The organism is Rhodococcus sp. IEGM 1305, assembly GCF_030058635.1.
Taxonomy (GTDB): Bacteria; Actinomycetota; Actinomycetes; order Mycobacteriales; family Mycobacteriaceae; genus Rhodococcus_F; species Rhodococcus_F opacus_D.
Window position 1 is genome coordinate 117,002 of the sequence record NZ_JASHKX010000007.1, and the last position, 19,783, is coordinate 136,784.

Genomic DNA, 19,783 nt, shown 5'->3' on the forward strand with positions numbered 1-19,783 from the left:
GAAGTGATCGAATGACCAGTACCGACAATACGACCGGCGATCACGACAGTGGACTCGAGGAGTTCGGCTACAAGGAGTCCCTCGACCGCAGTATCGGCAAGTTCGCGAGCTTCGCCGCGGGCGTCAGCTACATCTCCATCCTGACCGGCACTTTCCAGTTGTTCTACTTCGGATTCGGCACCGCAGGCCCCGCCTACCTGTGGTCGTGGCCGCTGGTGTTCGTCGGCCAGCTCGCCGTGGCGCTCTGCTTCATGGAGTTGGCCGCCAAGTATCCGATCGCCGGCTCCGTGTACAACTGGGCGAAGACGCTCGGCAGCAGAGTAGTGGGGTGGTCCGCGGGCTGGCTGATGCTCACCGCGTCGATCGTCACCCTGTCGGCCGTTGTGCTGGCGCTGCAGCTCAACCTGCCGCGGCTGTGGAGCGGCTTCCAGATCGTCGGTGACGGCACCGGAGAACACGACTTCGCCACCAACGCCGTCATTCTCGGGACGGTGATGATCGGCTTCACCACCGTCGTCAACGCGCTCGGTGTCCGTCTCATGGCGATGATCAACAGCGCAGGGGTGTTCATCGAGATCATCGCGGCGGTGCTGATCGCGATCATCCTCGCCGCCAACATGACCCGCGGCCCGCAGGTGTTCTTCTCCACCCACGGGTACGGCGCAGGCGAAAGCGGCGGATACCTCGGTGCGTTCCTGGTGGCGACGCTCGCGTCGGGTTACGTGATGTACGGCTTCGACACCGCGAGTTCGCTGGGCGAGGAGACGGTCGAACCCCGCCGCACCGCCCCCAAGGCGATCTTCCGTGCGATCCTCGCGTCGTTCGTGATCGGCGGCGCGATCCTCGTGTTCGCCGTGATGGCGGCACCCGACCTCGACGATCCGAAGATCGGCGCGTCCGACGGCAGCCTGCAGTACATCGTGGAGCAGGTGATGTGGGGTCCGCTGGGCACGATTTTCCTGGTGTGCATCGTGATCGCGGTGACGGTCTGCTCGCTGGCGGTGCACACCGCCGCGATCCGGCTGACCTTCGCCATGGCCCGCGACAACGCACTCCCGTTCGGTGAGCGGCTCGCCCGGGTCCACCCGCGGACGCGGACACCCGTCGTGCCTGCGGTGACCATCGGGGTGGTGGCCGCGCTGATCCTGGCGGTCAACATCGGTCAGCCGCACATCTTCACCGTGCTCACGTCGATCGCGATCATCATGATCTACCTGGCCTACCTGATGGTCACCGGACCGATGCTGAAGAAACGGCTGCGGGGTGAGTGGCCGCCGCGGGACCTGAAGGAGGGCGGCTACTTCACGATGGGCAGATGGGGACTGCCCGTCAACATCGTCGCACTCGTCTGGGGAATCGGGATGGCCCTCAACCTCGCGTGGCCACGCGAGGCCGTGTACGGGGAACCTTGGTACAACACCTGGGGCGCCTTCGTCTACATCGGCATCATCCTCGGGTTCGGCCTGCTGTGGTACCTCACCACCGGCCGGCACCACATCGGAACGTTGACGTCACACTGCGCGGCGGTGGTAACGACCGCGCCGGAATCCGAACCGAACGACAAGGAGCTCGCCCGATGACCGACGGCGAATCGAACGGCGCTGCAGGGGAATTCGACTACGTGATCGCGGGCGGTGGCAGCGCGGGCTGCGCACTCGCAGCACGTCTGAGCGAAGACCCGTCGGTAACGGTGTGCCTGCTCGAGGCGGGCCCGTCCGACGTCGGGGACCGGGCGATCCTCGAGCTGTCCCAATGGATGCATCTGCTCGACTCCGGGTACGACTGGGACTACCCCGTCGAGCCACAGGAGAAGGGCAACAGCTTCATGCGGCACGCCCGGGCCAAGGTCCTCGGTGGCTGCTCGTCCCACAACTCGTGTATCGCATTCTGGCCGCCGGCCGAGGCACTCGACGACTGGGAGGCGATGGGGGCGTCGGGTTGGGGTGCGCGCGACATCCTCCCGTACGTCAGCCGGCTCGAGAGCAACGACGCCCCCGGCGACGGGCACGGCCGCAGCGGGCCCGTGCGGCTGCGGGACGTCCCGCCGAACGACCCCTGCGGCCGAGCGGTTCTCGACGCCGCCGCCGCGGTCGGTCTGCCGACCGTCGCATTCAACCGCGGCGGAACGGTGCTCAACGGTGCCGGATGGTTCCAGATCAACGCGTCCAAGGACGGCACCCGGATGTCGTCGTCGCACGCCTACCTGCACCCGATCCTCGGGACCCGGCCCAACCTGGAGGTCCGGACCGGCTGCTGGGTGAGCGAGATCCTGTTCGACGAACAGCAGACGGCGACGGGCGTCCGGTACCAGCGTCCCGACCTCACCGGCTACGACACGGTGTCGGCGCGACGGGAGGTGGTGGTGACGGCCGGGGCCATCGACACCCCGAAACTCCTGATGCTGTCGGGTATCGGCCCGGCGGAGCATCTCGCGGAGTTCGGGATCCCCGTGCGCGTCGACTCGCCCGGTGTCGGATCGAACCTCGACGATCACGTCGAGGGCCTCGTGTTCTGGGAGGCGTCCCAGCCGATGGTCACCGAATCGACGCAGTGGTGGGAGATCGGCCTGTTCGCGACCACCCGGGAGGGCCTGAACCATCCCGACCTGATGATGCACTACGGCAGCGTCCCGTTCGACATGAACACCCTGCGGTGGGGTTACCCGACCACCGACAACGGATTCTGCCTGACACCCAACGTCACTCAGGGCCGCTCCCGCGGAACGGTCCGGCTGCGGTCGCGGGACTTCCGCGACCGCGCGAAGGTCGACCCCCGATACTTCACCGACAGCGAGGGCCATGACGACCGGGTGATGCTGTCCGGGGTGAAGCTGGCCCGCGAGATCGCCGAGCAGAAGGCGCTACGCGGGTGGATTGCCCGCGAACTGGCGCCGGGACCCGACGCGGTGACGGACGCCGAAATCCTCGACTACATCCACAAGACCCACAACACGGTGTATCACCCCGCGGGCACGGCCCGCATGGGCGCCGTCGACGATCCGATGGCGGTGCTCGACCCGGAACTGCGCGTCAAGGGGGTTCGAGGACTGCGGGTGGTCGACGCGTCGGCGATGCCGAAACTGCCGCACGTCAACCCGAACATCACGGTCATGACGATGGCCGAGAGGTGCGCGGATCTGCTCCGCGGCCGGGCCGGGTCCGGGCTGCGGGCGGCGGAGTCGACATTGTCCGAGGTCTGATCCGGGCGTCGATCGCCTCGGCGGTCCTTCGCCAGATCTCGCTCTCCGGATCGATGACGGTGAAGTGATCGCCGGGCCCCTCGATCCGGACGACGTCGTCGGGGGTCGCCGCGGCGGCGTCGTGGTATTCCCTGCTCATCTCCAGCATGTCCGGCTCGTCGTCGACGGCGCACACCACCAGCTGAGCGGTGCCCAGCGGCAGTCGCTCGATCGGCGACGACCGTTCGTACGTCGCACGGTCGCCGGCCCGGTCGCCGCCGACGGCGTCCGCCACCGCGCCCTCGCCGAGGTGGCGTTCGCCGGCGAGTCGCAGATTCAGCACCCCGGCGAGGCTGACGGCCAGTGCCGGACGAACCGCTGCGTCCTCGGTCGCGGCGTCGGCGGCGGCGCGGAGCGCAAGCTGAGCACCGGCCGAGTGGCCGAGAATCACGACCCGCTCCGGGTCCGCCTCCGGCACCGTCGCGACGGCCTGCACGGCGTCGGCGACATCGGACGCCATTGCTGCCCATCGGTTCTCCGTGCCCCGCCGGTACTCGACATTCCAGGTGACGTACCCGCGGGCCGTCAGGTAGACAGCCAACGCATCCATCAAGTCGGACTCCCAACGCGGACGCCAGAATCCGCCGTGGATCAGCACGGCGACGGGGAAGGGGCCGTCGCCGCCCGGGATCCGCAGTTCCACTCGCTGATCGGGGTGGTCGCCGTAGCGGACGGTCCGTCCGGGATGGAAGCGGTGGTGATACCAACTGTCGACGGCGTAGCGGAGTCCGTCGAGTCCGCGCCCCCGGATGTGGACCCGGGTGCCCGGCGAGCGGTCGGCCTCGCACTCCCCGAAATCGACGCGGATCGCCCCGCCGGCCGGGGCGGTGAAGGAGGCCCCGGCACCGGGCACGGCGATGAACTCGCCTCGCCCCGCCGCCGACCGCACGGCCCGCTCAACCCGGCGGTGTCCGCGGCGAACATCAACCCACCGGTCAGGCCGCGCGCATCCAGCGCCCGGCCCACGAGTTCCTCCGCGGTTCCACGGTGCGCCACCACGCCGGGGGCGAAGACGATGTCGACTCTGCGCGCTGGTTCGCTCACCGGGTCACCGTACGTACCCGTGACGACATCTGGCCACGGGTGTTCGTGTCCTGGGTGAGGTGGCTCTGTGCGTGGTCTTCTCTCGGATGCGCGCTGAGTCGGTGCGCACGGACGGCGAAGCCGCATAATTGAGGGTGCGAGGTGAGACCGGTGCGGCAGACACCCTGGTTGGCGACGACGGTATTCGTCGGGTCGGTTGCTGTCCTGCTCGCATTCCACACCGGCGGCGGTGCGTCGAGCGAACCCGACAGGGACGCGACGCGCATGCTCGATCCCGCCGGGCCGGTCCTCGTCCTCACTCCGCCGCGCGGGCAGCCGGGCGACCGCATCCAGTATCACGCGACGAGCCTTCCGGCCTGTGGCGGGCCGTGGGCGGTGGAGTTCGGCGATCGTGTCCTGGGCGAGACCCGTCAGGTCGGCAGCGTCGCCGACTTCCGCGCGGCGGTGCCGAACCGCGGCAGTCGCGGTTTCCAGGTGGCCGGTCTGCGGTGTCTGCCGACCCCGTCCATGGTGGTGCAGACGACTTTCGAGGTGCTCCCGGTGACACGCTCGTCGGAACCGACCACCACCTGGATGCTGCCGCCACCAGAGCTACCGACGCGGACGACGAGACCCACGCCGACGACCACCACCACGATCACAGCTCCTGCTGACGCGGAACGGTAAGCGTCGGTGGGGTCCGTGACGTCTGGTCAATAGCCGAGCTACGAAGCGCGTATTCGACAACTGTAGCGGTCGCCACGATTATGTAATATGGAGGGCGGAGCCCGGAACTCGAACACCAGCAGTGAGGACGGTCATGGGCGTGCAGGCCAACACCAGAGCCATCGAGAAAGACATCGTCACCGACTTCAGCGAGCGGATGAGCTACGCCTCGTACCTCGACCTCGACACCCTGCTGAGCGCGCAGAAACCGGTGAGCCGGCCGGAGCATCACGACGAACTGCTGTTCATCATCCAGCACCAGACCACCGAACTCTGGCTGAAGCTCGTCCTGCACGAAACACTCGCGGCTCGAGCCGCTTTCGACGAGGACGAGATCGGCCGGGCGCTCAAGTGCGTGGCCCGCGTCAAGCACATCCAGAAGACGCTGACCGAACAGTGGTCGGTGCTGGCCACGCTGACCCCCACCGAGTACTCGGAGTTCCGCCGGTTCCTCGGCAATTCGTCCGGGTTCCAGTCCTACCAGTACCGCGCCGTCGAGTTCGTGCTCGGCAACAAGAACGCCGGAATGCTTGCGGTGTTCGACGCCGATCCCGCCGCCCACGATCTGCTCGAACGGCTCCTCGCCGAGCCGAGCCTGTACGACGCGTTCTGGCAGTGTCTGGCGCGGCTCGGGTACGACGTGCCGGCCTCCGCGCTGGACCGCGACGTGACCGCCGCCTACACGCTGAACGAGGATTTGCTGCCCCTGATCAAGTTCGTCTACGAGAACCACGACGAACACTGGGCCGTCTACGAGGCCTTCGAGGAGTTCGTCGACCTCGAGGAGAACTTTCAGCTGTGGCGCTTCCGTCACATGCGCACGGTGCTGCGGACCATCGGCATGAAATCCGGAACGGGAGGGTCCAGCGGAGTGGGATTCCTGCAGAAGGCGCTGGACCTGACGTTCTTCCCGGAACTGCTGGCCGTGCGCACCGAGATCGGACGATGATGACCACCTCGACCGATGTGCCGGCCGCCCGCGCCGCCGAACTCGACGCCGTGGACCCGCTGCGCCCGTACCGAGACCTGTTCATCGGCGCCGACGACCCCTCGGTGCCCGCCTACCTCGACGGCAACTCGCTCGGCCGACCCACCAAGGCGAGCGCCGAGCGGATAGGCGTCTTCGTCACCCAGTCGTGGGGTGGCCGGCTCATCCGCGGGTGGGACGAGGAGTGGTACGACCTGCCGATCACGATCGGTGACACTCTCGCGAGGGTGGCGCTCGGCGCGGCCGCCGGGCAGACCACCATCGGCGACTCGACGACGGTCCTGCTGTACAAACTCGCGCGAGGTGCGCTCGCGTTGCGGCCGGACCGCCCCGAGATCGTCGTGGACCGCGACAACTTTCCGACGGACCGGTACGTGCTCGAGGCCGTCGCGGGAGAACTCGGGCTCACGCTCCGGTGGATCGAGTCCGATACCCGGGGCGGCGTCACCGTCGACGACCTGAAGTCCGTGGTCTCCGAACGCACCGCGCTCGTCGTGCTCAGCCACGTCGCCTACCGCTCCGGGTACCTGGTCGACGCCGCCGGCGCCGCTCGCGTGACACACGACGCCGGTGCGCTCCTGCTGCTCGACCTGTGTCACTCCGTCGGCTCGGTTCCCCTCGAACTCGACACGTGGGGTGTCGATCTGGCGGTCGGGTGCACGTACAAGTATCTGAACGGCGGACCGGGCTCACCGGCGTTCGCCTACGTTCGTGCCGACCATCAGCAGGACTTCGTGCAGCCGATCTGGGGCTGGATGGGCCGCGACAACCCGTTCGCGATGGAGCAGGGCTACCGCCCGGCACCCGGCATCCGGCGGGTGATCAGCGGAACGCCGTCGGTCCTCGGCATGATCGCACTGCAGGACACCCTCGCACTCCTCGACGAGGTCGGCATGGACGCCGTGCGCGCCAAGTCGATCGCGCTCACCGAGTACGCACTCGACCTCGTGCGCGAATTTCTGGTTCCGCTGGGCGCGGAGATCGGGTCGCCGGAGGATTCCGCCGAACGGGGTGGTCACGTCATCATCGACCACCCGCGGTTCCAGACCGTCGTCGAGCGACTGTGGACGAAGGGCGTCATCCCCGACTTCCGGGCCCCGCAGGGGCTTCGGCTCGGCCTGAGCCCGTTGAGTACCAGCTTCTGTGAGGTGTGCGCCGGGATACTCGCGATCCGTGATGAACTCACCGACTGAACCGGCGAGCGCGATCCTCGACGACTTCGATTCGCGGCCCGGCAGCGCGACGTCGCTGATCCGAACGGTCCTCGGCGCGTACGTGCGCGACCTCGGCGGGTGGGTGGCGATCGCCGACTTCGTGGAATTGATGCAGGCCGTCGGTATCCCGTCCGAATCGACGCGCATCGCGGTGGCCCGCCTGAAGAAGAAGGGGGTGCTGCGGCCGCTGACCCGCGACGGGCGGAGCGGGTACGAGGTGACCGAGCAGGCCGAGGCGATGTTCAGGCGCGGCGATCCGCGGATCTTCGGCTTCCGTCAGATGGCGGACACCGACCCCTGGCGGCTGATCTCGTTCACCATCCCCGAATCGCAACGGGCGGTGCGGCACCAGTTGCGCAGGCGACTCGGCTGGATCGGCTGCGGAACCGTGTCGCCCGGCCTGTGGATCGCCCCCGAGTACCTCGCCCGCGAGGTCCAGGACATCGTCGCCGCGCTGGGCCTGTCCGAGTACGTGACCACGTTCGTGTCCACGGCGGTGTTCGTCCCCGATTCGATGGGGGACGCGGCGACGCGGTGGTGGGATCTGGGCGGCATCGCCGGGCGGCACCGCGATTTCCTGGACCGCCACCGGGTCGCGCTGTCTGCCGCAGGGGAGGTGTCGCCGCGCGAGGCGTTCGTCCGGTTCGTTCCGCTGCTCGACGAATGGCGCATCATCCCGTACATCGACCCGGGCCTGCCTACCGGGATGCTGCCCGCGGACTGGCCCGGCGCCGACAGCGTCCGCCTGTTCGCGTCGGCGCGGGACCGCTACCTCGACGGGAGCCGCGACTGGATGCGGAGCGTGCAGTCGCGACTACCCGTGTGAGGTGCTATCCGAGGAATTCCTCGCCGATGTTCTTGGCCCACTCCTCGGCCTGATCCTTCGGGCGGATCGAGCTGGACCCGTCGTGCCTGCCGTGTTCGCCGACCTGGACCGCGCCGAGGGATACGAGCTTCTCCGCGATGATCTCGCCGCCGCGGTTGTAGGTCTCCTCGTACACCTTGTCGCCGAGGCCGAACAGCGCGAACTGCACACCGGTGAGGTCGGGTTCGTCCTCCTCGAGACCCTCGAAGAAGGGTTCCGCGCCGGTGGGCAGCTCGCCCTCACCGTAGGTGGAGCACACGATGACGTGGAAATTCTCGGGGTCGAGGTCGCCCGCGTCGAACTCCATCATGTCGTACAGGGACGTGTCGCCGTAGTCGCCGAGCACGTCGGCGATGTTGTCGGCCACCAGTTCGGAGGTTCCGCCCTCGCTGCCGTACAGAATCACCACTGCCATTGTTCTTGCTCCTCGTGAGTTGCTGCCGACGTGGTCAGTACACGTCGCGCAGGTAGCGCTTTTCCTTCTTGAGCTTGGTCACGTAGTCGGCGGCCTGCTCGGTGGAAAGGGTGCCATGGGTGGCGATGACCTCGTGCAGGGCCCGGTCGACGTCCTTCGCCATCCGGGTGGCGTCGCCACAGACGTAGAAGTGGCCGCCGTCCTCGAGCCAGGCGAACAACTCCGCGCCGTTCTCGACCATCCGGTTCTGCACATAGATCTTCTCCGCCTGGTCGCGGGAGAAGGCGAGGTCGAGTCGGGTGAGGAGACCACTGTCGCTCATCGCGCCGATTTCGTCCTCGTAGATGTAGTCCGACGCTCGGTGCTGGTCGCCGAAGAACAGCCAGTTGCGTCCCGACGCGCCCCGCGCCTGCCGTTCCTGCAGAAACGCGCGGAACGGCGCGATGCCGGTGCCGGGGCCGACCATGATCATCGGTGCGTCGTCGTTCGCGGGGACGCGGAACGACTTGTTCTTCGACACGAAGATCCCGCCGCTGCCGCCCTCGGCGATCCGATCGGCGAGGAACGTGGAGCACACGCCGCCGCGGTCGCGTCCGGCCGAGCTGTGGCGGACGCTGGCGACGGTCAGGTGCACGCTGCCGGGGTTGGCGAGTGGGCTGGACGAGATGGAATACGCCCTGTGCTGCAACGGCTTCAGCAGCCCGACGAACTCGTCCGCGGTCAGGGTCACCGACGGTTCGAGGAGCAGCAGGTCGAGCACGTCCTTGCCCCACAACCAGGCGTCGAGGGCTTCCTTGTCGCCGTGCCGCAGCACGTGGCTCAGTTCTTCGTCGCCCGCCCGCTTCTCGATCTCGTCGATGAATTCGTGGCTCGGCGTGGAGATCTCGTACCCGTGCAGCAGGAGATCGCTGAACGGTCGCTCCTTGCCGGTGACAGCGGCATCCGCCGGGATGCCCAGCCGGGACACCAGGGCGTCGACGAGCGCGGGATCGTTGATCGGCATCACACCGAGCGCGTCACCGGCCTCGTACTCGAGACCGCTGTCGGCGAGCGCGAACTCGTAGTGCCGGATCTCCTTCGCGGACGTGTCGCTCGACAGCCGCCGGTTCACGGAGAGCGTGGACGCGTAGGGGTTCTTGCGGTTCCACTGCGACCGCTTCCGGGCCGGCTTCGTCTCGGGCTCGGCGACATCGGCGACGGGGGACTCGCCGCGAATGCCCTCGACGGCCGCGAACAGGGGGAGGGTGTCGGCGACCCACGCGGCGGCGGTGTCCTCGTAGTCGACGTCGCAGTCGACGCGCGGAGTGACGCGGCGGGCACCGAGCTGCTCGAGCCGGGTGTCGATCATCTTGCCGGCCTGGCAGTACCCGTCGTAGCCGGTGTCGCCGAGCGCGAGGACGGCGAAGTCGGTGTTCTCCAGTCGCGGCGCGGTCTCCGCCGCCAGCGCCTGCCAGAACAGCTCGGCGTTGTCCGGCATCTCACCCTCACCGTAGGTGGAGGTGACGACGAGGACGCGGTGCATGGCGGCGAGGGCGTCCGTGTCGACATCGTCGAGCGCGCTCACCACCGGCGCGAAGCCCTGCGAACGGGCCGCGGCCGCAGCGTCTTCCGCGACACCCTCGGCGTTCCCGGTCTGGCTGCCGTACAGCACGTGCATGGCGGGCAACTGCCCACCGCCCGCCGCAGCAGGCGCGTCGGAGCCGACGACGAGGCGCGAACTCATGCCGGCGAGGAAGCCGGTGAGCCACACGCGCTGGTCCTCGCTGAACGGGGCGTCCTGGGGGATGTAGGGCATCTTCATGAGGGGACCACGTCTCTCGTGGGGATCAGATCGGGGAGAGCGTGCTGCGCGAACAGCTCCTCGAAACCGGGCAGCCGGCCGATCTTGTCGACGTTCTTGGCGTCCTGGTGCAGGATCCAGCCGTACGTGCCGGGGGCGTCGATGGACCGCACGTTGCGGCGGCGCAGCGCATCCTTGTAGTCGGCGAGACGCTTGGCCGCCACCATCACGGCCAGGTCCTCGTCGCTGTAGTCCTTCAACGCTTCCCGCGCGTAGCGCTGCAACCGCTGCATGAGGAAGAAGTCCTCGGTGAGCAGCAGGTTGCGGACGGCCTTGTCGACCGCCGGATCGGACGGATCCGCGGCACCCGGCAGCTTGGACAGCGCCATCTCCTGCGCCGCGTTCAGCACCGTGTAGTTGTTCAGCAGTGCGAACATGGCTTCGGTGTCGGCCTCGCCGTAGCCGGGCACGGCGCCGTCCAGCACCGCGTGACCGTCCCGGTAGTCCAGCTTGAACTTGCGCACCTGGTGCGCGACCAGTGCGGCGGCGAGTTCGTCGGCGAGCTCCTTGCGGGGCTTGGCCTTCAGGATCTCGTCGCTGTCCTGGTACTGCAGCAGTGCGCGCGGCATGCCGTACACGAAGTGGTGCTGTTCGGTCTCCCAGTTCGCGAGCAACCAGGCCGCCTTGGCGGAACCGGTGGCCTCGAGGTGCCACCCGAGCAGCACGTGCACGGCCTGACGGTGCAGCGCCGCGTGCTCGTCGTCGCCGGTGATGGAGCCGAGCAGGATCGAGTCCGCGCTGGCCTTGCCGGGCAGCTTGCCCTCGGGGTCGTACTGGTAGACGAAGCCACCGCTCATCCCGTTGCCGACGCCCTTGCCGAAGCCGCCGAGGTTGAGGACGGCGCCGTTGGTCATGTACTCGCAGGCGAAGTCGCCGACACCCTCGACCACCGCGGTGGCACCCGAATTGCGGACGGCGAACCGGTCGCCCGCCTGACCTTCGACGAACGTGCGTCCACCGGTAGCGCCGAACAGTGCGAAGTTGCCGATCAGCACGTTGCCGCCGTGCAGGTCGGAGCCGCCACCGGGCGAGCGCACGACGATGCTGCCGCCGTTGGCGCCCTTGCCGACGCCGTCGTTGGCGGTTCCGGTGTGGACGAGGGTCATGCCGTCGTTGCAGAACGCACCGTACGACAGGCCCGCGGATCCGGACGTGGCGATCCGGACGCTGCCGTCGCGCAGGTAGCCGCGGCCGCGCTCGTCGCGGAGCACCGCGGGCAGTTCGACATCGGTGAGCTCGTGGTTCAGCATCCGCTCGATGTCGACCGCCAGCTGGGCGCCGACACTCTTGTTGCGGTTGCTCAGGTGTACCCCGTCGCCGAGCTCGACCGTGGCCTCGCCCTGCTCGACCAGTGCGGCGCGCAGCTGCACGAGCCAGCCGTCGTCGAGGGTGTAGTCCTTCTCCAGGTACACCGGATCGCCGATGGTCACTTCCTCGACCACGGCGAGCATCGCGCGCAGGTCGAGCTGGCCGACGCTCGACGGGTGGTCGAGGAGCTGCAGCAGATCGGAGCGGCCCCGGGCCTCGCGCAGCGAGGACATCCCCAGCTCGGCCAGCACCTCGCGGGTCTCGTGCGCGATGTTCAGCAGGTACTGCGCCATCGCCCGCGGATCACCGTCGAACAGTTCGGGATTGGTGGTCAGACCGGCCGGGCACTTGATGTTGCAGTTCTTGGCCATGACGCACTTGAGCATCATCAGCGCGGTGGTGCCGAACTCGAAGCTGTCGGCGCCGAGCAGCGCCGACTTCACCACGTCGCTCGCCGTCTGGTGCGCCCCGGAGCAACGGAGCAGCACCTTCTGCCGCAACCCGTTGGCGCACAACGCCTGATGAACCTCGGCGACACCGATCTCCGCCGAACGTCCGGCGTACTTGAGGCTGGTCACCGCCGCGGCACCGGTGCCGCCGGTGTTGCCCGCGACATTGATGACGTCGGCGCCGGCCTTCGCGACACCCACCGCGATGGTGCCGATGCCCTCCGAGGACACGAGCTTGACGATGACGCGGACCCGCGCCGCCTTGCAGTCGTGGATCAGCTGCGCGAGGTCCTCGATGGAGTACGTGTCGTGATGCGGTGGGGGAGAGACGAGTTCGACACCGGGGGTGCCGCCACGCGCGGCCGCGATCTCGACGGTCACCTTGGGTGCGGGCAGCTGCCCGCCCTCGCCCGGCTTGGCGCCCTGCGCGATCTTGATCTCGAGTTCCTCGAGCATCGGGTCGGCCAAATACCCGGCCCACACACCGAAGCGGCCGGACGCGAACTGCTTGATCCGGGAACCGCGGATGGTGCCGTAGCGCGAGATGTGCTCGCCGCCCTCACCGCTGTTCGACATGCCGCCGACCATGTTGGTGCCGTGCGCGACGGCCTCGTGCGCGTTGGAGTTCAACGCACCGTGGCTCATGGCGCCGGACGTGAGGAACGGGGTGATCTCGCTGGCCTTCTGCACCTGCTCGATCGGCAGGCTCGCCGGAGCGGTGCGCAGCAGCGACAGACATCGCAGCGCCTCACCGGACGTGCGCACGAGCAGGGCATCGCCGTCCACGCTGTGCTCGAGGAGGTCGTCGCCGAACCGCATCGCCAGCGACTCGCCGAGCGCCGCCAGCACACGGGCCTCGCCCGCGTGGGGGCCGGTGAGCCGCAACCGGAACCGGTCCTCGCCGAGGGCCTCGGATTCGAGTCCGCGCACCGCGAAGCTGTTGTTGCCCTTGCGGGAGAAGCGGCCCATCTGCTTGCGGAACTCGGCTGCCGTGGTGAGGAACGTGACGTCCGCAGGCAGATCCAGCACGTCGCGCAGCGCTGCGGGACGACGGGTGCGCTCCTCGGCCATCGTCCGCGCGAACGCGCGGTAGCCGGGGGTGATCTCGAAGCGGTCGATCGCCTCGGGTGTCAGCTTCTGGAAGCCGGCGTTGCGGTAGGCGTCGTCGTCGAGACCGAACGCGTCCTCGAGCCGGTTCAACGGCAGCAGTCGCAGCGATTCCGTGTGGTCCTGCGTGCCCGCCGTGTCGAACGAGATGGGCTCCTCGGTGAGGTCGACGAAGCCACGCACGGCCGCCGTGCCGTACGAGTGACCGGCGCCTTCCGCGCGCTCCTTGAACAGACCGAGCAGCGGGACGTCCTTCTCCCCGGTGACCGTCAGGGCGCGCTGGTGCCAGTCGGCGACGGCCTGCGCGATGACGGCGAACCCGACACCACCCACCGGCGTCTTCACGTTCGCGAAGTAGCGGCGCAGCACCCGGTCGTCGGTGTCGAGGTAGTTGGGTTCGAAGAACTCGCCGCCGATGTAGCTTTCGGCGGTGCACAGGCCGACCCGGCCCATCGTCTTCATCAGCGACTTCTCGGCGGCCTTCGCGAACCGCTTGAACGCCACATCCGCCTCGTCGGCGAACTTCTCCTCGGCGCGCAGACGGACGGCGAGCGGGTAGATCGCGGCGGCGCCGAAACCGAGGGCGGCGGCCACGTGGTGCGACGACGAGATCTGACCGCTCTCCGCGACGACGGACACCCGCAGGCGCAGGCCCTCCTCGATCAGCCGCTGGTTGACAGCGGAGATCGCCACGATCATCGGCAGCGCGGCGCGGTCGGTGGCCACGTGGCGGTCGGTGACGATCGCGATGCCGCCCTGCTCGCGCGCGAACGACTCCACCTCGTCGCACAGCCCGTCGACCGCGGCCTCGAGTGCGGCCGCGTTGGCGGCGGAGTCACCGTGGTCGGGGGTGTACAGCATCGGGAAACGCTGCACCGGCGTCTCGGACTGCTTGCGGATCCGCAGCATGTCCATGTGGGTGAGGATCGGCGACGGCACCACGATCTGCGGCGCCGACCGCGCCCCGCTGTTCGGCTTGGCGCCCAGCGCGACGCGCAGCGTCATGCCGTCGGCCTCGCGGATGCTGTCGAGCGAAGGGTTCGTGACCTGAGCGAAACGCTGCGAGAAGTACTTGGCCACCCCGCCTTCCTGATCGGAGAGCGCGTTGATGGCGTTGCCGTAGCCCATCGCGGAGATCTTCTCCTGACCCGACGCGAGCATCGGGTCCATCATGAACTTGAAGCTTTCCTGGTTGTGCGAGTACGCGACGTAGCGCTGGGTGCGCTCGAGGTCGCCGTTGTACCGCAGCGGTCCCGGCTCGGCCTCGACCTCGGGCAGCGCCTCGATGGTCCGGCGAGCCTCCGCGACGAGCGTCGGGTAGTCGTTCCGGGAGGCGAGCAGCTCGAGTGCCTCGTCGGTGGAGTACGAGCGGCCCTCACGGTGGTCGAAGTACAGCATTCCGCCGGCCTCGATGCGTCCGCGGTGCAGGACCGTCTCGGGGTCGAAGTCGATCTGTCCGGCCTCGGACGTGACGCACAGGTACTCGTCCGTCTCCACCGAGCGCAGCGGACGCAGTCCGAGCCGGTCGAGCCGGGCGCCGACGACGGTGCCGTCACCGAAGATCAGCGCCGCCGGGCCGTCGTTCTTCTCCTCGTACAGCGAGAAGTACTCGAGCATCGCCCGGACCTCGGACGACAGGGTGGAGTCGTTCTCCCACGCGGGCGGCATCATCGACACCACCGCGGTCACCAGGTCGAGACCGTCCTCCACCACCCGGCTCTGCAGCGTCTGGTCCAGGCGGCAACTGTCGGACTGGCCGTGCGGGCGGACGATCTCCCGGTTCCGGGCACGAGCGAGCGCCGTCTCGGACAGGCGGTTCTTCTTGTCCGTGTTGAGCTCGCCGTTGTGCGCCATCAGACGGAACGGCTGCGCCATCGTCGGGTGCGGGTCGGTGTTCGTCGAGAACCGGGTGTGGAAGTACAGGGTGTGGATGGCGTGCGCCGGGTCGACGAGGTCCTGGAAGTAGGGCATCACCTCGTTCGAGTTGAGGCGGCCCTTGAGCACCTGGGTGCGGGCGCTCAGCGACAGCGGGTACAGCCCGGCCAGATCAGGCTGGGTGTACGCGACGGCCTCGATCGCGAGCAGGGCGTCGTGGATGCGACGGTCGAACTCGGTCTCGTCGGCGCACGCGTCGGGCGCGGTGAACACCCACTGCCGGATCGGCAGTTGGTGCCGGATCGCGGCGGGCCGGAGCACGGTCGCGTCGACGGGCACGTCACGCTCGAGCAGCACCCGCAAACCCTGATCGGCGAGAGCCCGCTCGATGACGGCCTCCGCGTCGCCGTGGAACGCCACGTCGGTGGGGAGGAAGAAGTTGCCGACACCGAATCGGCCGGCCTCGAGGTCGTCCTGACCGGTCAGCGTGCGGAAGAACGGCACCGACAAGTCGACGCAGACACCGGCGCCGTCGCCGACACCCTCCGCCGACATGCCACCGCGGTGAGGAACAGCACACAGGGCCTGATGGCCCCGGGTGAGGACGTCATGGGTCTGAATGCCGTCCTTGCGGGTGATGAAGCCCACGCCGCAGCTGCTCTTGTCGAGCGTCCTGTCGTACAGGCCGGACTCGGTGGCACTCGTGTTCAACCGACTGTCTCCTCGCGATACTCGCCGAATATGGGGCCGTGCTGGGCGCACGGGTGGCGTCGGCGAGAGGATCACGGCAGAGAACCGGCCCCGAACCGATACGCCGGTGAGGCAGACGTCGTTGTCTGAGATGCGGAGCTATCGCAGGTCCGCGCGAAATCGCAGATTAGCCGAGGCTAAGTCTCGAGAGCAAGTAGCTCGATCCGCAGCCGACGAGCGGTACCAAATCCGCGCCGAGCGTGCAGCCGAACGACGAGTTGCGAACATCACACCTGGCCAGGACGCTGGGCCCCGCTCGGAGATGCACGGACATTGGTCAGATGCGGACGCTATTGCGGGTGCGGGTAACTATTCCGTGGGCGTTTGTGGGCTGACCTCAGTCGGTGAGGTCGATGCGGACGGTCAGGAGGTCGGTGCCGACGGCCCGGACCGCGACGCTGTTCATCCGGGGAAGCTGCGCCAACCGGGCGCGGGCGTCGTCGTCGGGGAGCAGCGTCGCGGTACCCGTATGCCACCTGCCGTGGATCCGCAGCCGAACGGCATTGTTCGCGCGGATGTTGCGGATGTAGTTCGACCGTTCACCGAACTCGGACACCAGCCAGAACTCGGTGCCCGTGCGCCGGCCGCCGATGGGCGTGACGCGGGGCTGCCCGCTGACGCGGCCGGTGGTCTCGAGGAGCGTCTGGCTCGACAGTCGCCTGGAGAGCGGGTTGGCGACGTGCCGCTGGAATTGCATGACGATCCGTCGTTTGATCGCGTCGAGGTCGGCCATGACGAGAGCCTTCCACGTGCGGAAGGCCCTCGTCGACTATTTCGCTACTTCGCGGCGACCGGTTCGTCGTCCTCGAACGGGTCGCCGGTCCGTTCGGCGTTGTAGCGGGCTTCGTCGAGGATGCCTTCCCGCTTCGCGACGATCGTCGGGACGAGAGCCTGCCCGGTGACGTTGACCGCGGTGCGGCCCATGTCGACGATCGGTTCGACGGCGAGCAGCAGGCCCACACCGGCGAGGGGCAGTCCCAGCGTCGACAACGTGAGCGTCAGCATGACGGTGGCGCCGGTGGTGCCCGCGGTGGCCGCGGATCCGATCACGGAGACCACGATGATCAGCAGGTAGTCGGTGAACGACAAAGGCACACCGTAGAACTCGGCGACGAAGATCGCGGCGATCGCGGGATAGATGGCAGCGCAGCCGTCCATCTTGGTGGTCGACCCGAGCGGCACCGCGAACGACGCGTACTCGCGGGGGACACCGAGATTGCGTTCGGTGACCCGCTCGGTGAGGGGCAGGGTGCCGATCGACGAACGGGAGACGAAGCCGAGCTGCGTGGCAGGCCAGACGCCGGAGTAGAAGGCGCGCACCGACAGTCCGTGCGCGCGGATCAGGACGGGGTAGACGACGAGGAACACGATGGCCAGGCCGATGTAGACGGCGGCGGTGAACCAGCCGAGCGAGCCGATGGCGTCCCAGCCGTAGGTGGCGACGGCGTTCGCGATCAGCGCGGCGGTCCCGATCGGTGCGAGGCGGATGATCCACCACAGCACCTTCTGCACGATCGCGAGCAGTGACGCGTTGAACTGCAGGAACGGTTCGGCCTTGGCCCCGACCTTCAGTGCGGCGATGCCGATCGCGGCCGCGACGACGAGCAACTGCAGCACGTTGAAACTCAGCGACGTGCTGGCGGCGCCCTCGGTGAGGGTGGTCTTCGCGTTCAGGCCGAGGAAGTTGCTGGGCACGAGGCCCGTGACGAACGCCCACCACGAGCCGGTGGTGGCCGGTTCCTTGCCGGCGCCGGTGACGGTCGTGTGGGATCCGGGCTGGGTGACGAGTCCGATGACGATCCCGATGACGACGGCGATGAACGCGGTGATCGCGAACCACAGCAGTGTCTGGACCGCGAGGCGCGCGGCGTTCGCCACCTCGCGCAGGTTGGCGATCGAACTGACGATGGCCGTGAACACCAGCGGGATCACCGCGACGGTAAGGAGTTTCACGTAACTGGAGCCGATGGTGTGGACGGTTCCGACGAGCCAGTTCTCGTTGCCGTCGGCGGCGACGGGCATGGCGCGGGCGACGAGTCCGAGGATGACGCCGACGACGAGCCCGGTGACGATCTGGGGGCCGAAGGATGTGGCCCACTGGGGTAGACGGCGTCGAGAGGTGGTCTCGGCGCGCGTGGACAGCGCGGGACTGGGCATGGGTGTGCCTTTCGCATGGGGCCGTGGAACGTCGCCCGGTGGGGCGGATACGGCGAGAGAGAGTCCTGAGTGGAGAGGTGCGTCAGCGCGAGCGCGGACAGATTGCGCTCGCCTGCAGGCGGAGGTCGACGTAGCGCCGAGAGGTCAGGAACAACACTGCGGGAACAATACTCCCGGTGGCGGCGCGCGTTTACTCCGGTTCGGCCTCGCCCGGATACCAGCGGGCGTAGACGTCGGGGTGCGCGCGGGTGCGGCTCTTCCACGCGTTCTCGCCGTACGTGCGATAGAGCGGATTCGCCGGATCGAGTTCGATGCCGCGGGCACGTTCGGCCAGGTGCGGCGGCAGCCCGATGGTCGGGACGGTGGCGTCGAGGGCAGGATTGAGGAAGTACGGCACGGACAGTCGCTCGGGCGCACCGGCCGGGGTGAGCACGCGGTGCCGGGTGGCCCTCAGGTACCCGCCGGTCGCGACCTCGAGCAGTTCGCCGATGTTCACCACGAACGAGCCGGCGCGGGCGGGCGCGTCGATCCAGTCGCCGGTCTCGGTTTCCACCTGGAGTCCCGACGACCCGGGTTCGAGGAGCAGCATCGTCAGCACGCCGGAATCCTTGTGGGCGCCGACGCCCTGCTCTCCGGTGTGGTCGGCGCTCGGCCGTTCCGGATAGCGGACGACCTTGATCAGCGTGGCGGGGGCGTGCGCGAATGCGTCGTCGAAGATCGCCGGATCGGCGTCGAGTGACGCGGCCCAGTGCCGCAGCAGTCGCATCCCGACGTCGGCGAGTGCGGCGTCGAGGGCCTCGATCGTCTTCTCGAGGTCGGGGAGATCCGCGGGCCATTGATTGGGACCCTGCAGTCGCAGGTAGCGGGCGGCACCGGGGATCGGCTGCCGCTCGGGGCCGATGTCGATCTGTTCCCGCCAGTCGGTCTCGCCGTTGGTCAGTTCGCCGCCCACCCGGTTGTAGCCACGGAAATGGGGGCTGTTCAGCATGGCGATCGACTGCTTGGAGGCCTCGGGCAGGGCGAAGAACTCCCTCGCGACGGTGAACACGCGGTCGAGCAGTTCGCGGTCGACGCCGTGCCCGTCGAGGTAGAAGAACCCCACGTGGTGGGTGATCTCCCGCAGCCGTTCCCGCCCGGCCGGAGTGTCCAGTTCGGCGAGGTCGATGACGGGGAGCATCCCTCCACGGTATGCCCGCTTCGTCGTGGTGTCAGGTCTCCCGGCGGCGCTCGAGCAGCACGCTGTCGTGCCAGACGCCGTCGATCTGCGCGAGCCGACGCCGTACCCCGACCGTCCGGTAGCCGACCGCGTGGTGCAGCGCGATGGACCCGGTGTTCACGGCCAGCACCGAGGCCTGGAGCGTCCAGATGCCCGAGAAGTCCGCCTCGTCGATGAGCCGCCGCATCAGCGCGGTCCCGACGCCCGCGCCGCGGAACTCCCTGTCCGTGTACACGGAGTTCTCGGCCACCCCGCGGAAGCAGCGCCGCGAGGACACGGGGGACAGGGCCGCCCATCCGGCGACCGTCCCGTCCACCTCCGCCACCCAGCGGTGCCCGCCCAGCCAGCGCGCGTCCAGTTCCGACCGTGTCGGGGTCTCGGTGTCGAAAGTGGCCAGCCCGCCGGCGATGCCCTCCGAATAGATCCGGAGCACCGACCCCCAGTCGCCCGCATCGAGCCGGCGGACGGTGATCGGCGGAATCGTGGAGGTGTGGCCATGAAATGCTGTGACACAACGTAATCGAGGATCGGGTTCCGAAGGGACGAGGGCAAACATGGCGCCAGCTTAGCGGCTCGACGTGCCCATGTGGGGTGCCACGTTTCGGGGCGAAT

General features: G+C 68.4%; 14 protein-coding genes. 6 read left to right on the plus strand and 8 right to left on the minus strand.

Going from position 1 to position 19,783, the window contains the following annotated elements:
• Nucleotides 1–11 precede the first annotated feature (11 nt).
• A complete protein-coding gene (locus tag QM693_RS14325; RefSeq protein WP_271212387.1) occupies nt 12–1,580 on the plus strand; it encodes an APC family permease in 1,569 nt (522 codons plus the stop codon).
• Complete coding sequence (locus tag QM693_RS14330; RefSeq protein WP_283352654.1) at nt 1,577–3,199, plus strand: GMC family oxidoreductase; 1,623 nt, start codon at nt 1,577–1,579, stop codon at nt 3,197–3,199. The genes QM693_RS14325 and QM693_RS14330 overlap by 4 nt, the downstream gene beginning before the upstream one ends.
• Here QM693_RS14330 and QM693_RS14335 read toward each other — a convergent pair.
• Nucleotides 3,108–4,127: an alpha/beta hydrolase family protein gene (locus QM693_RS14335; RefSeq protein ID WP_283352655.1), complete on the minus strand. Its 1,020-nt coding sequence runs from the start codon at nt 4,125–4,127 to the stop codon at nt 3,108–3,110. The genes QM693_RS14330 and QM693_RS14335 overlap by 92 nt on opposite strands.
• Before the next feature lie 305 nt (nt 4,128–4,432).
• Between QM693_RS14335 and QM693_RS14340 the strand changes: the two genes are divergently transcribed.
• From QM693_RS14340 to QM693_RS14355, 4 genes are all read left to right on the plus strand, one after another.
• Nucleotides 4,433–4,948, plus strand: coding sequence for a hypothetical protein (locus QM693_RS14340; protein ID WP_283352656.1), 516 nt, complete (start codon nt 4,433–4,435; stop codon nt 4,946–4,948).
• Nucleotides 4,949–5,081: 133 nt separating this feature from the next.
• Nucleotides 5,082–5,936, plus strand: coding sequence for a tryptophan 2,3-dioxygenase (locus QM693_RS14345; protein WP_280782087.1), 855 nt, complete (start codon nt 5,082–5,084; stop codon nt 5,934–5,936).
• Nucleotides 5,933–7,168, plus strand: a complete 1,236-nt coding sequence (locus QM693_RS14350; RefSeq protein ID WP_283352657.1) for a kynureninase — start codon at nt 5,933–5,935, stop codon at nt 7,166–7,168. Before QM693_RS14345 ends, QM693_RS14350 begins: the two co-directional genes overlap by 4 nt.
• Nucleotides 7,152–8,015, plus strand: coding sequence for a PaaX family transcriptional regulator (locus QM693_RS14355; RefSeq protein ID WP_283352658.1), 864 nt, complete (start codon nt 7,152–7,154; stop codon nt 8,013–8,015). The genes QM693_RS14350 and QM693_RS14355 overlap by 17 nt, the downstream gene beginning before the upstream one ends.
• A gap of 4 nt (nt 8,016–8,019) precedes the next feature.
• On the opposite strand, the gene QM693_RS14360 is transcribed toward QM693_RS14355, so the two are convergent.
• The 7 genes from QM693_RS14360 to QM693_RS14390 form a co-directional block, all read right to left on the minus strand.
• The gene (locus QM693_RS14360; protein WP_005252412.1) at nt 8,020–8,469 is read right to left on the minus strand and encodes a flavodoxin domain-containing protein; all 450 of its coding nucleotides are present in this window, start codon (nt 8,467–8,469) and stop codon (nt 8,020–8,022) included.
• A gap of 34 nt (nt 8,470–8,503) precedes the next feature.
• On the minus strand, nt 8,504–10,270 hold the full coding sequence (locus QM693_RS14365) for a sulfite reductase subunit alpha (protein ID WP_283352659.1): 1,767 nt from the start codon (nt 10,268–10,270) through the stop codon (nt 8,504–8,506).
• Nucleotides 10,267–15,759 carry a glutamate synthase-related protein gene (locus tag QM693_RS14370; protein ID WP_283352660.1) on the minus strand — a complete coding sequence of 1,831 codons (5,493 nt, stop codon included), beginning with the start codon at nt 15,757–15,759 and terminating at the stop codon, nt 10,267–10,269. The genes QM693_RS14365 and QM693_RS14370 overlap by 4 nt, the downstream gene beginning before the upstream one ends.
• Nucleotides 15,760–16,135: 376 nt before the next feature.
• On the minus strand, nt 16,136–16,531 hold the full coding sequence (locus tag QM693_RS14375) for a nitroreductase/quinone reductase family protein (RefSeq protein ID WP_283352661.1): 396 nt from the start codon (nt 16,529–16,531) through the stop codon (nt 16,136–16,138).
• A 44-nt stretch (nt 16,532–16,575) separates the two neighbouring features.
• Nucleotides 16,576–17,955 carry a dicarboxylate/amino acid:cation symporter gene (locus tag QM693_RS14380; RefSeq protein WP_280782081.1) on the minus strand — a complete coding sequence of 460 codons (1,380 nt, stop codon included), beginning with the start codon at nt 17,953–17,955 and terminating at the stop codon, nt 16,576–16,578.
• 190 nt (nt 17,956–18,145) lie between these two features.
• Nucleotides 18,146–19,132: an isopenicillin N synthase family dioxygenase gene (locus QM693_RS14385; RefSeq protein ID WP_283352662.1), complete on the minus strand. Its 987-nt coding sequence runs from the start codon at nt 19,130–19,132 to the stop codon at nt 18,146–18,148.
• Between the two features lie 31 nt (nt 19,133–19,163).
• Nucleotides 19,164–19,727, minus strand: a complete 564-nt coding sequence (locus tag QM693_RS14390) for a GNAT family N-acetyltransferase (protein ID WP_283331180.1) — start codon at nt 19,725–19,727, stop codon at nt 19,164–19,166.
• Between the last annotated feature and the right edge of the window lie 56 nt (nt 19,728–19,783).

Bases quoted from the DNA above. Each gene is read 5' to 3' on its own strand.
- QM693_RS14325 (WP_271212387.1), top strand. From the start codon at position 12: ATGACCAGTACCGACAATACGACCGGCGATCACGACAGTGGACTCGAG.
- QM693_RS14330 (WP_283352654.1), top strand. From the start codon at position 1,577: ATGACCGACGGCGAATCGAACGGCGCTGCAGGGGAATTCGACTACGTG.
- QM693_RS14345 (WP_280782087.1), top strand. From the start codon at position 5,082: ATGGGCGTGCAGGCCAACACCAGAGCCATCGAGAAAGACATCGTCACC.
- QM693_RS14350 (WP_283352657.1), top strand. From the start codon at position 5,933: ATGATGACCACCTCGACCGATGTGCCGGCCGCCCGCGCCGCCGAACTC.
- QM693_RS14355 (WP_283352658.1), top strand. From the start codon at position 7,152: ATGAACTCACCGACTGAACCGGCGAGCGCGATCCTCGACGACTTCGAT.
- QM693_RS14360 (WP_005252412.1), bottom strand. From the start codon at position 8,469: ATGGCAGTGGTGATTCTGTACGGCAGCGAGGGCGGAACCTCCGAACTG.
- QM693_RS14365 (WP_283352659.1), bottom strand. From the start codon at position 10,270: ATGAAGATGCCCTACATCCCCCAGGACGCCCCGTTCAGCGAGGACCAG.
- QM693_RS14375 (WP_283352661.1), bottom strand. From the start codon at position 16,531: ATGGCCGACCTCGACGCGATCAAACGACGGATCGTCATGCAATTCCAG.
- QM693_RS14380 (WP_280782081.1), bottom strand. From the start codon at position 17,955: ATGCCCAGTCCCGCGCTGTCCACGCGCGCCGAGACCACCTCTCGACGC.
- QM693_RS14385 (WP_283352662.1), bottom strand. From the start codon at position 19,132: ATGCTCCCCGTCATCGACCTCGCCGAACTGGACACTCCGGCCGGGCGG.
- QM693_RS14390 (WP_283331180.1), bottom strand. From the start codon at position 19,727: ATGTTTGCCCTCGTCCCTTCGGAACCCGATCCTCGATTACGTTGTGTC.